Raw genomic sequence first — 13548 nt, 5'->3', positions numbered from 1 at the left:
GCTGTTTATTTCTCTATTATACGGCAAAAATCCAGTACACAACCATCACGGAAAAGACAGCCGCCGCCAGGTCGGACAACAAACCAACTTTCACCGCGTAGCGGGCGTTGCGAATGCCGACAGAACCGAAATAGACGGTCAGCACGTATAAAGTGGTGTCACTCGAACCTTGCAGCACGGAGGCCATTTTGCCGAGCAGCGAATCGGGACCGTACGTTTTGAAAATATCGATCATCACCGCTGACGAGCCACTGCCGGAGATCGGGCGCAGCAGCGCCATCGGCACGATTTCGGACGGAATCTGGAGCAGGCTGAACAGCGGCCGCAGCCAGTTCAGCGTCAATTGCAAGGCGCCCGATTCGCGAAACACCGATACGGCCACCAACATCGCCACCAGATGAGGAATGATCCGTACCGCCGTGGGGAATCCTTCTTTTGCCCCTTCGACAAACGTTTCGTAGACGGGAACCTTGCGAAAATGGCCGATCACCAGGATGGAAGCGACCACAACCGGCAACGCCCATTGCGAAAGGGTGTTCACCCACTCCATCAGCGCTTCCTCCGCTGGTCCCTGTTATACGCCCGGAACAATCGATCGAGCAGGATCGCCACCGATGTGCCGAGAAAGGTTGCCAGAATCGAGGCACCGACGATTTCGGTCGGGTTGGCGGAACCGAACTGCATCCGGTAGCTGATGACCGTCGCCGGGATGATCGTCAAACTGGCCGTATTGACGGCGAGCAGGGTGCACATCGCGTCGCTGGCCCGGTCCGGATGCGGATTCAATGTCTGCAGCTCGCGCATCGCTTTCAGTCCGAGCGGCGTCGCGGCGTTTCCCAGCCCGAGAATGTTGGCACTCATGTTTGCCAGGATCGATCCCATCGCCGGATGGTTTTCGGGAACCGAAGGGTACAAAAAACGGGCGACCGGCCGCAGCAGCTTTGACAGCAATTGCACCAGCCCCGCCTGCTCGGCGATTTTCATCAATCCCAGCCAGAACACCATGATGCTGATCAAGCCGAAGCACACGGCCACCCCGTCTTCCGCACCCTGCAGAATCCCCCGCGTGATCCCCTCGATATTGCCGGTGGCCGCTCCGACGACGATGCCGATGAGCAGGAGGCTGACCCAAATCGCGTTGATCATCTCCACGCACCCCCCATTATTCAAACAGACCTCTTAAAAACCGCTTCAGTTGCGCAAAAAATCCGGTTCCCTCAACGGTTGTCCTGGCTACCAGCGGCACGCTGCCGATTTTTTGGCCGTCAAAATAGAGGGTGACCTCCCCGATTTTCTCACCTGCCCGAATGGGCGCTTTCAGCTTTTGCGGCAGATCGACCTCTTTCCGCAGCAAGCCCTGTTCCTCTTCCCGCACCGGGTATCCAAGGCTGGATTGGGCGACGATTTCGACCGTCTCGGCCGTTCCATTCTTGACCGGCAGCGCCGCGACCACTTCGTCTTGCTTCCAGGATTCAGCGTATCGGTATTTGGTAAAACCGTAATCGAGCAGTTTTGCCGAATCATCCCAGTCCTGTCCGTCATTCAGCACGATCACCGCCAGTTGCCGGCCGTCCCGCGTCGCGCTCGATGCCAGACAGCGGCCGGCCGCCTCCGTGTACCCCGTTTTCACACCGTCGGCGCCTTCGTATCGATACAGCATTTTGTTTTTGTTGCGCATCACCCGGTCCCATTCTTTTCCTTCCCACGGAATCCGCTTTACTTTTGTCCTAACCACTTCCGAAAAAATCGGATTGCGCAACGCGTACGCGGTGATCACGGCCATATCGTGGGCGGTCGAGTAGTGGCCGTCCGCATCCAGTCCGTGCGGATTGGCGAAGTGGGTTCCGCTCAGGCCAAGCTGCTTCACCTTGTCATTCATCATGTCGACGAATTTCTGCACCGAACCGCCGCCAACATGCTCGGCGATGGCGGTTGCCGCGTCGTTGCCGGAACGGAGCATGATCGCGTAGACCAGATCGATCAATTTTTGCTTTTCGCCAAGTGCCAGATAGATCGACGAACCTTCCACGCCGTAGGCGTTTCTCGACGTCGTCACCGTCTCCTCCAGTTTGCCGGATTCGATCGCGATGATGGCGGTCATAATCTTGGTCAGGCTGGCGATTCGCATCCGTTTGTTCATCTCTTTGCCGTACAGGACGCGGCCCGATTGAACGTCGATCAAGGCGGCAGTTTCCGCCGCAATCGGCACCTCTTTCGCAAACCGTTCCGGGTTCCACGCCTCCTTGCCGAACGCCTGGAACGGGATCGCTATACACATGAGCAGAACCAGACCGAGCATGAACCACTGACGCTTTCTCATGGCAACCTCCTGTAGGTGAATTCATCTAAGGTATATGCAGGCCTGTCTGCAAGTAGGACAAACAACAAAAAACCACTCGAAATTTCGAGTGGTTCCGCAAAATCCGAGTGATCCGCAGATTGTGCTCCACAAACCCGAATGGTCCCGCACAATCAGGCACTGCCGCCCGACCGGCTGTTCAAGCGTTGGTTTCGTGCGGATCGGTGATAATTTTCGACTGTCGATGCTGTTGCTGCTGGCCTTTTTTGCCGGTCATCGCCTGGATTTTTTCGATCACCTGCGGCGCCATGTCGATCAGCCGCTCATACAGTTGATTCGGCGCTTCGGAAGACAGCAGCTTCACCTGGCCGTTGCTGACCACCAGGAAACCGATCGGAGTGATCGAGACGCCGCCCCCGGCCCCGCCGCCAAACGGAAAATCGGCGCCGTTGCCTGAGCCGCCGCCCGCCCGGTCGACTTCAAACTCGCTGCCGCCGGCCGCAAATCCAAAGCCGACCTTCGAGATCGGCAGGATTACGCTGCCGTCCGGAGTTTCCACCGCATCGCCGATAATCGTATTCACATCAACCATCTCTTTCAGGTTTTCCATCGCCGTTTGCATCAAACTCTGGATCGGATGATCTGCCACGATTTTTTTCCCTCCCTCAGCATGTACATCCCCAATTGAATGGCTGCCACAATAGCCTGCCCGAGCCAAAAACGGATTATGCAGTCGAGGCTCGTGCGCAACATCAGCTCATGAAAACGGGGTTGCACAGCCATCACCGGTTGCACGCGCAGCGAGAAAAAATGGGCCAACAGCCCAAGCACAGCCCCCTTCACCGACCACACCAAACCGGCTGCCGTTCCTGTCAGCGCAGCGTCTCCCGTCCCCAGTTCGGTCTGCCATTTGATCTCCGTAATTCGAAACGTTTTCGTCGATTTGCGCACATGTCCCAAAAAATTGTGCAAATGCTCGGTCAACTCCCGTTGCAGCTCCAACAGACGAGCGATTCTTTTGACCAATAGGGTGATGCGCGGACGCTTCTTTTTCGGTTGGTCAGCCACTCCCGTCGCGACTTGCGCAGTGATCCGCAATGGTTTGTCTTTCGACATCACCAGCTTGAAGACCGGCATCTCGATCGTATATTTGATCAGGCCGAACAAAGCCCGCAATTGGATCCACAGATGGTCCCGCTCGCCGTCCCTAACATAACGGATATGCACCTGGACCGGCAGGAGGCACATCAGAAAAACGAACATTGCCGCCCCAAACAGAACTGTCCACACCCAGTCCACGTATGCCCCTCCTCTGCCACTATCCGACTGTTAAGTTTCCCCAATCGGAGACACAGCATACCGGCTTGTCTTTGGAGGCCGTTATCGATCCGATCTGCTTTGAGAGTTCAGCACACCGATTAAGGTGGCAGCGAGATAGATCCAATGACCGCATAAACATAAAAAAGGAACCGCCAACAAACGGTCCCGCTTGTTCATATCAGTCTCCCGGATTGTCGTCCGCATTGCCGTCAAAAATCGAACGCTGCTCGAACAGCATCCGTTCTTCCTCATCGAACGCCTCCTGTGGAATGAAGGCGGGGGGTGGGGGCAGTTCGGACAAGTCGCGCAGCCCGAAGTACTCGAGAAACTCCCGGGTCGTGCCGTACAGGATCGGACGGCCGGGCCCTTTCGCCCGCCCGACTTCCGTCACCAGCTTTTTCCCCAGCAGGTTGTTGATCGCTTTCTCGCTTTTCACGCCGCGGATTTCCTCGACGTCAGCGCGGGTGATCGGCTGTTTGTAGGCGATGATCGCCAACGTCTCAAGCGCCGCCTGCGAGAGCGTGGATTGCTGCGGCTGGCTGGCCAATTTTTCAAAATAAGGAGCGTGTTCCGGCAGGGTTGCCATCTGAAACATCCCGGCCACTTCGATGATCTGCAACCCCCTGCCCTCTCGTCGGTAATCGGCAGCCAGGTCGTGGCAGAGATCGGCCGCCTCGTCCGGATCGGTGCCGATGACTTCCGCAATTTGCTTCGCATCCAGCCCTTCGCTGCCGGCCATAAACAGCAGGCCTTCGAGAATCGCTTTCACCTGTTTGTAATCCATAAACAGATTCACCACTCCACGTCACCGTCACTTACTGCACAAGTTGCAACTGGATGTCGGAAAACAATCGGTCCTGCCAACAATGAATCCGGTTCGCCTTGATCAATTCGAGGACGGCGAGAAATGTGACGACGATCTCGGAACGATGCCGCCAGCGGGACAGCAGGGATGTAAACGAGGCTTGTCCATGATGAGCGTGAAGATACTCGAGGATCTCCGCAATCCGTTCTTTCACCGACACTTCATCCCGCTTGACATGCGCCACCGGTTCTTCCTTGTCCGCCTTCAGCAAAGCGTTCCGGTAGGCGTACAGTAGATCATAGAGCGAAACGCCCCGCACCGGATTCGGCTCTTCCTCCGGCACATACGGCGACAGATCGCCGGGGGGACGCGTATAGATGCTCGACCGGCGGGTTTCCCGCAACTGCAGTTCGGCAGCAAGCTGTTTGAACTTTTTGTATTCCAGCAGCCGTTCCATCAACAGTTCGCGCGGGTCCATCGCGTCTTCCACCATGTCAAACACGTCATCCAGTTCCAACGGTTCCGGTTTCGGCAGCAGCAGATTGCTCTTGATCGCCAGCAGCGTGGCCGCCATCACGAGAAATTCGGAGGCGATGTCCAGTTGCAATTCCTGCATCGCCCGAATGTACGACAAATATTGGTCGGTGATCTCCGCGATCGGGATGTTGTAGATGTCCATCTCGTTTTTTTCAACCAGATGCAACAGCAAATCCAGAGGCCCTTCAAACGATTCGAGCCGGATCCGATATTCGCTTTTCATGCCCACACACCCAGCAGATCCATAACTCCGCGGACCGCCGGGACGAGAATCGGCCGGATCAGGCCGGTGAACACCAGCAGCAACAGAATGAACGGACCGTACGTTTCCATTTTGTAAAAAAAACCCAAATGCCGCGGCGGGACCAACGAGCGCAGCACTTTCTCGCCGTCCAGCGGATAAATCGGCAGCAGATTGAACACGAACAGAATCACATTGATATAAATCACGGTGAAGACGATGTCCGAACCCAGATTGAAAAATGGCACGATACCCGACCTGGCGATCAGTACAAACAGTCCGGCCAACAGCAGATTGGCGATCGGACCGGCGGCGGCGACCTGCAAGATCCCCAGCCGGCGGTTGCCCCGAAACATGGCAGGATTGGTGATCACCGGTTTCGCCCAGCCAAATCCGGTCAACAAAATCAGGATGAACCCGAGCAGGTCGATATGGACAAACGGGTTGAGCGTCAACCGGCCGTCCCGCTCTGGCGTCGGGTCGCCCAAACGGTGGGCCATCCAGGCATGGGCCGCTTCGTGCACGGCAGCACCGATCAAAAAGGCGATCGTCGTGTACATCATATGTTGAATATCAAAATGCAGCATGGAGCAACTCCTCTCCCCAACGGTCAAAGGGTCGGCACCATTATATCACAGGCTGCACCCCCCAACAACGCAGATCAGGCGGCGTCTGGAAGACTGTACCGCAGCCGAAGAGGGGGAACCTACGGTTCCGGGTCCCGGTAGACAGACACGTCGTCTGTCGGGATCGGACGCGCGTAGAGCCGCTTCAGCATTTTTTTCAATTGCGGATCGTGGCAAGCATCGGGGTGGACGGAATGACTGACCGACTTGCGGGCGATCAGCAGGATATTTTGTTCGAACAAAGTCCAGCGGGATACCGGGAGTACTTGCACATAGGAAAACACTTGACAGACGGTTTTGTACAACGTGCGAAAGCCGGTGTTCCGGGATCCGCGTACTGCTCCTATCGAATTGACGAACAGCATCCCGTTTTCCTCCATCACATCGCGAATTGCCGAGAAGCATTCAACCGATCGCATCGACTTGGGAATCGAAAAGGAATCGAACACATCCAGGAACACAAGGTCAAACCGTCTGTCGGCCGACTCGAGAAACGCGCGGCCGTGCATCGCGTACAACCGGGTTCGTTCATCGCACGGACAGTCGAAGAATCGAACGGCCGCCTGTAACACGTTTGCATCCCAATCCACCCCGATAATGTCAGCGTCCGGATGATGGCGCCGGATCGTCCGGATCGCGGTGCCCGTGCCGACTCCCAACGAAAGGAACGAGCGCACCTGCGGCAACCATGCCCGGTAAGCGAGAAAAAAGCGCTGATACGGGAACAAAAGCCGCTCTTTGTTCCGCATATCCAGCGCGCCTTGCCAATTGTCGCTTGCGAACGTCATATAGCGAACGGATCCTTTTTCAAATACGTGCACCGTCTGATGCGGCGACCGCCGCTTCCAGATCAGTTTCGTCCTGTGCAACAAGGGAAAACCGAATCGCATTGCTAGGACCTCGCTTCCGTCGGATCGAAAGCTTCCCGCTTCGGGAACAAAACCATCACCAGCACGGCCGCGATGGCGATTCCGCCGATCCATACAAATACCGCATGCAGCCCGGCGTAGAGGGAATCCTCCGCCTGCATTTTATAGTTGAGCACCGCTCCCATGATAGCGACGCCGACAGATGATCCAAGCGAGCGAATGAATTGGTTGGTGGCGGTCGCAATGCCGCGCCGGTTCCAATCGACAGCGCTCTGAATCGCCACCGTAAATGCGAGCGTCGACATGCCAAGCCCGACGCCCATCACAGCCATCAGCATCATCGCAAAAATCCGGCCAGCCCCCGGTGTCAGCATGCTCAACAGGACGGAACCGGCGGCGATCAGCGCGACGCCGGAAGAAGCCAGCCGCCTGAATCCCCAGGCAACCAGATTGCGGCCGCCATAGATGCTGCCGACCATCCAGGCAATCGACATCGGCGTCAACGTAAACCCCGCCTCGGTAGCCGTTCGTTCCAACACTTGCTGCACAAACAGCGGGATGTAGCTGGTCACCCCGAGCAACACGGCCCCGATCAGGAAGGATGTCACGTTGGAAACGGCGATCACCCGATTTTGGAACAGTTCCAGCGGAACCATCGGTTCCGAGGCCCGCCGCTCCACATACAGAAACACAACCATGCCGACAGCCGCCACGGCAAACAACGACAGGGTGGCGGGATGCAGCCAGGACCACTTTCCGCCTTCCAAAATTGCCAGCAAGAAGGCGGTCATCGACAGCGTCAGTGTACCGGCCCCCCCATAATCGATCGCATGCCGCTTTTTCTCAATCTGCTCATGCAGCGAGAACCAAAGGATCAGAATGCCCCCGAGTCCGACCGGCAGATTGAGATAAAACACCCACGGCCAGGACAGCCAATCGATCATCAAACCGCCGAGTGCGGGACCGATGATCGCCGCCACTCCCCATACGCCCGAAAAAAGCCCTTGCACGCGGCCGCGTTCCTCGACGGTGAATAGATCGCCGATGATCGTCGTCGCGATCGCCATGATCGCGCCGGCGCCCAGCCCCTGTACCGCCCGGCCGATCACCAGCATCAGCATCGACTGGGACAGTCCGCACAGCACAGAGCCAATCAGGAACATTCCGGCGCCGATCGTAAACATGATTTTGCGGCCGAACAGATCGGCTAACTTGCCATAGATTGGGGTGGAGACGGCGGAAGTCAGCAAATAGGCGGAAAACACCCAGCTGATTAACGCCAGGCCGCCCAGTTTGCTGACGATCGTCGGCATCGCCGTACCGACGATCGTGACGTCCATCGCGGCCAAAAAATTGGTCAGCATGACGGCCAGCACAACAGCCTTTCGCTTCGTCCGCACGTTATCCCTCGATCGTTTTCGTCAGATTGGCCATTTCGATCGCGGTCACAGCCGCCTCCCAACCTTTGTTGCCCGCCTTGGTACCCGCCCGCTCGATCGCCTGCTCGATCGTATCGGTGGTCAGCACCCCGAAAATCGTCGGTACGCCGGTTTTCAACGAGATGGCCGCCACGCCTTTCGCCGTTTCCGCCGCCACATAGTCGAAATGCGGGGTCGAACCGCGAATCACCGCACCCAGCGTGATCACCGCGTCGTATTTGCCGCTTGCCGCCATTTTTTGCGCCACCAGCGGAATCTCAAACGAGCCTGGAACCCAAGCGATGGACACCGCATCCTCCTCGACGCCGTGCCGTTTCAGGGCATCCAACGCCCCCGCCAGCAGTTTCGATGAAATAAATTCATTGAACCGTCCCACCACGATCCCGATTTTTAAGCCAGTGCCAATCAGATTTCCTTCGTAAATGTGTGCCATAGGTCTCTCCTCCGACGTTTTCCGTTCAATGTTCAACTAAATGTTCAACAGGTGTCCCAATTTTTTCTGTTTCGCGTTCAAATAGTTGATGTTCACCTCGTTTGGCTCCATCTGCAGCGGAATCCGTTCGACGATCGTCAGGCCGTGCCCCTCGAGGCCGCGAATTTTGCGCGGGTTGTTGGTCAGCAGGCGGAGTTTGCGCACGCCCAGATCGATCAGGATCTGCGCACCGATCCCGTAATCCCGCAAATCGGCCGGAAATCCCAGCTTCTCGTTCGCCTCCACCGTATCGTACCCTTTTTCCTGCAGCTCGTATGCCCGGATTTTATTGATCAGGCCGATGCCGCGCCCCTCCTGCCGCATGTAGAGCAGTACGCCGGAACCGTTCGCTTCGATCTGGCGCAAGGCGGCGTGCAGCTGCGGCCCGCAATCGCAGCGATAGGAACCGAACACATCACCCGTCATGCACTCCGAATGCACGCGCACCATCACCGGCTGTTCCGGATCGATCTCGCCTTTCACCAGCGCGATATGCTCCTTGTCATCGACCGAATTGGTGTACACGACCGCCTGGAAATCGCCGTATTCAGTCGGCAGATGGGCGGACGCCGCCCGCTGTACCAGCACTTCGCGCGATTTCCGGTAACGGATCAGATCGGCGATCGTGATCATCTTCAGATCGTGCTGGTTCGCGATCTCGACCAGATCGGGCACACGTGCCATCGTCCCGTCCGGTTTCAACACTTCGCAGATCACACCGGCCGGATAGGCGCCGCACAATTTTGCCAGATCGACCGCCGCTTCCGTGTGCCCTGCCCGACGCAATACGCCCCCTTCCCGAGCAATCAGCGGAAAAATATGCCCGGGCCGCCGGAAATCATCCGCCGTGCTTTTCTCGTCAATTAGGGCGGCGATCGTCACAGCCCGCTCAAATGCCGAGATGCCTGTCGTCGTCCCTTGCTTCGCATCAACCGATACGGTGAACGCAGTTCCGTGCAGATCGGTGTTCCGGTTGACCATCGGTTGCAGATCGAGTTCTCTCGCCCGCTTTTCCGTGATCGGCACGCAGACGAGCCCGCGCCCGTGCGTGATCATGAAATTGATCACTTCCGGCGTCGCCTTTTCCGCCAGCGCAACAAAATCGCCCTCATTTTCGCGGTCCTCGTCGTCAACCACGATCACCACTTTGCCTTCTTTCAGATCGGCCAACGCTTCCTCAATCGAATGAAACATCGCGCTCCCCCCTCACGCAAATCCATGTTCCCGCAAAAAATCGATCGACAACGCCGATTTTTCCTCCGCAACCGGGCCGCCAGCCGCAGCACCGAACCTGTTTGCCAACAACTGTTCCACATACTTGCCGATCATGTCGCATTCCAGGTTGACCGGATCCCCGACCCGTTTGCCGCCGAGATTGGTGACAGCTTCCGTGTGCGGAATGATCGACACCCGGAAGCTGTCCGGTTCGCGGTCCATCACCGTCAGCGAAATTCCGTCGATCGTGATCGAGCCTTTCGGCACGATGTATTTCATAATCTCGGGTCCCGTTTCGATCCGAACCAGCTTCGCATTGTCTTCCGGCTCGATCGACAGAATGGTGCCGATGCCGTCAATATGCCCGGACACGATATGGCCCCCGAACCGGCCGCCCATCTGCATCGCCCGCTCCAAATTGACCGGGCTGCCCGGCTGTAGCGTGCGCAGGGCGGTTCGCCGCATCGTCTCCGGCACTACATCCGCTTCAAAGCCGCTCGCATCGAACCGGGTGACCGTCAGGCAGACGCCGTTGACGGCGATCGAATCGCCGATTTTCGCGCCTTCCACCACTTTGCGCGCCCGGATCTGCAGTTGAATGGCATGGCCGACCGGCCGTATCGCCGCCACCCGCCCGACTTCCTCGATTATCCCGGTAAACATCGTGTCACCTACCTCCAAACCGGATATCCGGTGATCGCCAGATCGTTTCCGAACATTTCCACTGTCGTATTTTGCAGCGCGATCGCGTCGCCCATACGGGAAAATCCAGCTCCGCCGACCGGCGACTGCCCATTGCCGCCGATCAGTTTCGGCGCCACGAACATCGTCACCTTGTCGATCAGTCCCGCCTGCAGGAACGATCCGTGCACTTCGCCGCCGCCTTCCACCAGCAACAAGGTGACTTCGCGCTTGTACAGTTCGGCCAGCAGTTCGTTCAGATCGATCCTGCCGTCCGCCAGAGCGAGCTGGAGGACTTCAATTCCGCGTGCCTGCAGCCGGCCGATTTTTGCCGGATCGGCAGCTGGACCGCAAGCGACCAGCGTCGGCGCTTCCGGTTTCAATATCTGCGCCGTTTCCGGCATGCGCAAACGCGTGTCAAGCACCACTCGCAGCGGGTTGCGTCCCCCCTCCGGCAACCGGGTCGTCAACTGCGGATCGTCCGCCAGCACCGTGCCGATCCCGACCAAAATCGCGTCTGCCCGGTCGCGCATCCGGTGCACCTCGCGCCTCGCCTGCTCGCCTGTGATCCACTTGCTGTCACCCGTGCCGGTTGCGATTTTGCCGTCCAACGTCATCGCCGCTTTCATCCAGACGAACGGCCGACGCTCGTGGATTGCGGTGATCCACACTTCATTCAACCGCCGGGCTTCCGCTTCCAGGACCCCGACCTCGACTTCGATCCCCGCCTGCCGGATCCGCTCCACGCCGCGTCCGGCCACCAACGGATTCGGGTCAAGCATCGCCACGACCACGCGCGCCACGCCGGATTCAATCACTCGTTCCGCGCATGGCGGCGTTCGTCCATAGTGGCTGCAGGGTTCCAGCGTCACATAGATCGTGCCGCCTCGCGCGGCGTCGCCCGCCATCCGCAGCGCATACACTTCCGCGTGCGGCTCGCCCGCTTTTAAGTGCGCCCCGATGCCGACGATCCGTCCGTGATTCACCACCACGGCTCCGACCATCGGGTTCGGCCATGTCCGCCCGTTGGTTGCGGACGCCAACTCGAGCGCCAGCTTCATATATTCTGCATCCGTCAATCTTCTCACCACCTGCCGGTATCGCCGCAAGTCGGATCGGACGCCGCTGCCTTCCTGAACGCCTGGGAGCCCGCACGTCCGAACCCAACAAAAAAACCCTGAAGCAGAATTCTTCAGGGCATACGGGCAGCAGAAATCAGGCAAGACCAAGCAAACAGGCATAACTCGCCTGTTTTTTGGCATAGTTTTCCATAAGACACAGATCAGATCGCTCCATGCCTCGCCTGGTTCCTTCTCCCATCCGGACTGTACCGTCGGTGTTGGATTCTCACCAAACTCCTGCTTTCCTGGTGGAGTGCACCAGGTCGGCTCGTGGACTTAGCGGGGCTCCCCGCATCACCACCGGTCGGGAATTGGCCGTCAAGCCTCACCCTGCCCTGAAGGAAACTCTGCAGTTGAATGTGTATTCAGTATAACGGTGTGTAGCAGTTCTGTAAAGGTAGACTTGCAATAGGTAGAATTGCAATATCTGTGAAACCGTAATAAAATAAGCATGTCCTGTTGCGATTTCGGCAAATCCGTTTTTTGGAGTGTATGCATCATGCTTCGAAAATTGATCATCTGGTTGCTTGCGATTTTACTGGTGATTTCGGCGTTGCCCCTGTTCGCGTTCGCGGAAGGGGAACCGCAGATCCAATCGGAAGGCGCCTTTCTGATGGATATGAAGTCCGGTCAAGTCCTCTATCAAAAAAACGCCCATCAACGGTTCTATCCCGCCTCCATCACGAAAATCCTGACCTGTATCATCGCGCTTGAAAATTCCAGACTGGATGAACAAGTGCGCGTCTCCAAACGGGCGACGGAACAGGAAGGGAACCGGGTCTACCTGGCGGAAGGCGAGTACCAGTCGATGGAAAATCTCTTGTACGGCTTGATGCTCAACTCCGGCAACGATGCGGCGGTCGCGATCGCCGAGCACATCTCCGGGTCGGTGGAAGCGTTCGCCGATCTGATGAACCAAAAAGCGAAGCAAATCGGGGCGAAGGAGTCGCATTTTGTGAATCCGAACGGATTGCACGATCCGGAACATTACACGACCCCCTATGACATGACCCTGATCGCCCGGTATGCGATGCAAAACCCGAAATTCCGGGAGATCGTCAAAACGGAAACGCGCCCTTGGCACGGCAAGGAATGGAACTCGGTGCTCTATAATATCAATCCGATGCTGTACAACTATGACGGGGCAAACGGAGTGAAAACAGGGTACACCGATCAGGCGAGACAGACGATGGTGGTGTCGGCCGCCCGCGGCGACCGCGAAATCATCGGCACGCTGATGCGGGCCGATCTGAAGCAGACGATCCGGCTTGACGCAACCGCCTTGCTCGATTACGGATTTTCCCATTATGACACGCAAAAAATCGCCGAAAAAGACAAAGTCGTCACGTCCCTCACGATCAGCGACGATCTGAAAACGGACGTGAAAGTGGCATCCGATTATTACTACACGTTTCCGGCGAAAAGACATCCGGACATCCAGTCACGCATCCGCTTACATCCGCCTGCCAAACCGCCGGTGGCGGCCGGAACGACGGTCGGCGAGCTCGAGTTTACCGCCGACGGACAAACGATCGGTTCGGTGCCGCTTGTTACGGCAGGGGAGATTCCTGCGCCGCGCTCGGTCATCGAATATGTACGGTTTAACTACTCGTTCAAATGGTGGCATGCGCTGCTGCCGTTTCCGATTTTGCTGGCCGGGTTGATCTACCGCAGAATCCGCCTCCGCGAGGCAGCCCACATGCACATTCAAAATTTCCGCGACTACCGGAATCAAAACTATTAGTTCAGAGTGAACCGGGGATGACTCTCCCCGGTTCCGGAAAACGGGCATGCCTTCGCTGGCATGCCCGTTTTCACAAATTCCGCCGCTCAGGCGGCAGATGCGGTGGCCGGCCTTCTGCCGATCCATCCCCTTATGAAATCCCAAAACGGAACAAGAAACCCCCAAAATCCCCGAACCGC

15 protein-coding genes and 1 riboswitch are annotated in these 13548 nt (G+C 57.5%); of the genes, 1 reads left to right on the top strand and 14 read right to left on the bottom strand.

The features are described from left to right. Positions 1-16: 16 nt before the first annotated feature. From C230_RS0110245 to ribD, 14 genes are all read right to left on the bottom strand, one after another. Complete coding sequence (locus C230_RS0110245) at positions 17-553, bottom strand: spore maturation protein (protein ID WP_026174251.1); 537 nt, start codon at positions 551-553, stop codon at positions 17-19. Then, positions 550-1146 (bottom strand): nucleoside recognition domain-containing protein, encoded by a 597-nt coding sequence (locus C230_RS0110240; RefSeq protein ID WP_018131947.1) that lies wholly within the window; start codon positions 1144-1146, stop codon positions 550-552. Before C230_RS0110240 ends, C230_RS0110245 begins: the two co-directional genes overlap by 4 nt. Positions 1147-1162: 16 nt before the next feature. Continuing rightward, positions 1163-2320, bottom strand: a complete 1158-nt coding sequence (locus C230_RS0110235) for a D-alanyl-D-alanine carboxypeptidase family protein (protein ID WP_018131946.1) — start codon at positions 2318-2320, stop codon at positions 1163-1165. Positions 2321-2498: 178 nt separating this feature from the next. Then, positions 2499-2948, bottom strand: coding sequence for a GerW family sporulation protein (gene ytfJ, locus C230_RS0110230; protein ID WP_018131945.1), 450 nt, complete (start codon positions 2946-2948; stop codon positions 2499-2501). Next, entirely contained in the window at positions 2921-3598 is a 678-nt protein-coding gene (locus C230_RS0110225) for a DUF2953 domain-containing protein (protein ID WP_018131944.1), read from the bottom strand. Before C230_RS0110225 ends, ytfJ begins: the two co-directional genes overlap by 28 nt. Before the next feature lie 199 nt (positions 3599-3797). Beyond that, positions 3798-4403, bottom strand: a complete 606-nt coding sequence (gene scpB, locus C230_RS0110220; RefSeq protein ID WP_026174249.1) for an SMC-Scp complex subunit ScpB — start codon at positions 4401-4403, stop codon at positions 3798-3800. A gap of 31 nt (positions 4404-4434) precedes the next feature. Then, positions 4435-5184 (bottom strand): segregation and condensation protein A, encoded by a 750-nt coding sequence (locus tag C230_RS0110215; protein ID WP_018131942.1) that lies wholly within the window; start codon positions 5182-5184, stop codon positions 4435-4437. Further along, positions 5181-5789, bottom strand: coding sequence for a site-2 protease family protein (locus C230_RS0110210; RefSeq protein ID WP_018131941.1), 609 nt, complete (start codon positions 5787-5789; stop codon positions 5181-5183). Before C230_RS0110210 ends, C230_RS0110215 begins: the two co-directional genes overlap by 4 nt. A 119-nt stretch (positions 5790-5908) precedes the next feature. Further along, positions 5909-6718 (bottom strand): spermidine synthase, encoded by an 810-nt coding sequence (locus tag C230_RS0110205; protein ID WP_018131940.1) that lies wholly within the window; start codon positions 6716-6718, stop codon positions 5909-5911. A 2-nt stretch (positions 6719-6720) separates the two neighbouring features. After that, positions 6721-8097, bottom strand: coding sequence for an MDR family MFS transporter (locus C230_RS20085; protein WP_018131939.1), 1377 nt, complete (start codon positions 8095-8097; stop codon positions 6721-6723). Position 8098: 1 nt separating this feature from the next. Continuing rightward, positions 8099-8569 (bottom strand): 6,7-dimethyl-8-ribityllumazine synthase, encoded by a 471-nt coding sequence (gene ribH, locus C230_RS0110195; RefSeq protein ID WP_018131938.1) that lies wholly within the window; start codon positions 8567-8569, stop codon positions 8099-8101. Between the two features lie 36 nt (positions 8570-8605). Next, the gene (locus C230_RS0110190) at positions 8606-9802 is read right to left on the bottom strand and encodes a bifunctional 3,4-dihydroxy-2-butanone-4-phosphate synthase/GTP cyclohydrolase II (protein WP_018131937.1); all 1197 of its coding nucleotides are present in this window, start codon (positions 9800-9802) and stop codon (positions 8606-8608) included. Between the two features lie 12 nt (positions 9803-9814). Continuing rightward, positions 9815-10486: a riboflavin synthase gene (locus tag C230_RS0110185; RefSeq protein WP_018131936.1), complete on the bottom strand. Its 672-nt coding sequence runs from the start codon at positions 10484-10486 to the stop codon at positions 9815-9817. Positions 10487-10494: 8 nt separating this feature from the next. Then, positions 10495-11583, bottom strand: coding sequence for a bifunctional diaminohydroxyphosphoribosylaminopyrimidine deaminase/5-amino-6-(5-phosphoribosylamino)uracil reductase RibD (gene ribD / locus C230_RS0110180; RefSeq protein WP_018131935.1), 1089 nt, complete (start codon positions 11581-11583; stop codon positions 10495-10497). 225 nt (positions 11584-11808) lie between these two features. Further along, a riboswitch (FMN riboswitch) is annotated at positions 11809-11972 on the bottom strand. A 152-nt stretch (positions 11973-12124) separates the two neighbouring features. Here ribD and C230_RS20080 point away from each other — a divergent pair. Then, positions 12125-13369 (top strand): D-alanyl-D-alanine carboxypeptidase family protein, encoded by a 1245-nt coding sequence (locus tag C230_RS20080; protein ID WP_018131934.1) that lies wholly within the window; start codon positions 12125-12127, stop codon positions 13367-13369. Positions 13370-13548 lie beyond the last annotated feature (179 nt).

Origin of the sequence: Effusibacillus pohliae DSM 22757 (assembly GCF_000376225.1) — a bacterium.
GTDB lineage: Bacteria > Bacillota > Bacilli > Tumebacillales > Effusibacillaceae > Effusibacillus > Effusibacillus pohliae.
The sequence above is the reverse complement of the archived record's forward strand: the minus strand, read 5'-3'. Positions and strand labels throughout refer to the sequence as shown.

What these genes read in the sequence shown, in the direction of transcription:
- ribH (WP_018131938.1), bottom strand. Translation starts at nt 8,569, where the DNA reads ATGGCACACATTTACGAAGGAAATCTGATTGGCACTGGCTTAAAAATC.
- C230_RS0110210 (WP_018131941.1), bottom strand. Translation starts at nt 5,789, where the DNA reads ATGCTGCATTTTGATATTCAACATATGATGTACACGACGATCGCCTTT.
- scpB (WP_026174249.1), bottom strand. Translation starts at nt 4,403, where the DNA reads ATGGATTACAAACAGGTGAAAGCGATTCTCGAAGGCCTGCTGTTTATG.
- C230_RS20080 (WP_018131934.1), top strand. Translation starts at nt 12,125, where the DNA reads ATGCTTCGAAAATTGATCATCTGGTTGCTTGCGATTTTACTGGTGATT.
- C230_RS0110215 (WP_018131942.1), bottom strand. Translation starts at nt 5,184, where the DNA reads ATGAAAAGCGAATATCGGATCCGGCTCGAATCGTTTGAAGGGCCTCTG.
- C230_RS0110235 (WP_018131946.1), bottom strand. Translation starts at nt 2,320, where the DNA reads ATGAGAAAGCGTCAGTGGTTCATGCTCGGTCTGGTTCTGCTCATGTGT.
- C230_RS0110205 (WP_018131940.1), bottom strand. Translation starts at nt 6,718, where the DNA reads ATGCGATTCGGTTTTCCCTTGTTGCACAGGACGAAACTGATCTGGAAG.
- C230_RS0110190 (WP_018131937.1), bottom strand. Translation starts at nt 9,802, where the DNA reads ATGTTTCATTCGATTGAGGAAGCGTTGGCCGATCTGAAAGAAGGCAAA.
- C230_RS0110185 (WP_018131936.1), bottom strand. Translation starts at nt 10,486, where the DNA reads ATGTTTACCGGGATAATCGAGGAAGTCGGGCGGGTGGCGGCGATACGG.
- C230_RS0110240 (WP_018131947.1), bottom strand. Translation starts at nt 1,146, where the DNA reads ATGATCAACGCGATTTGGGTCAGCCTCCTGCTCATCGGCATCGTCGTC.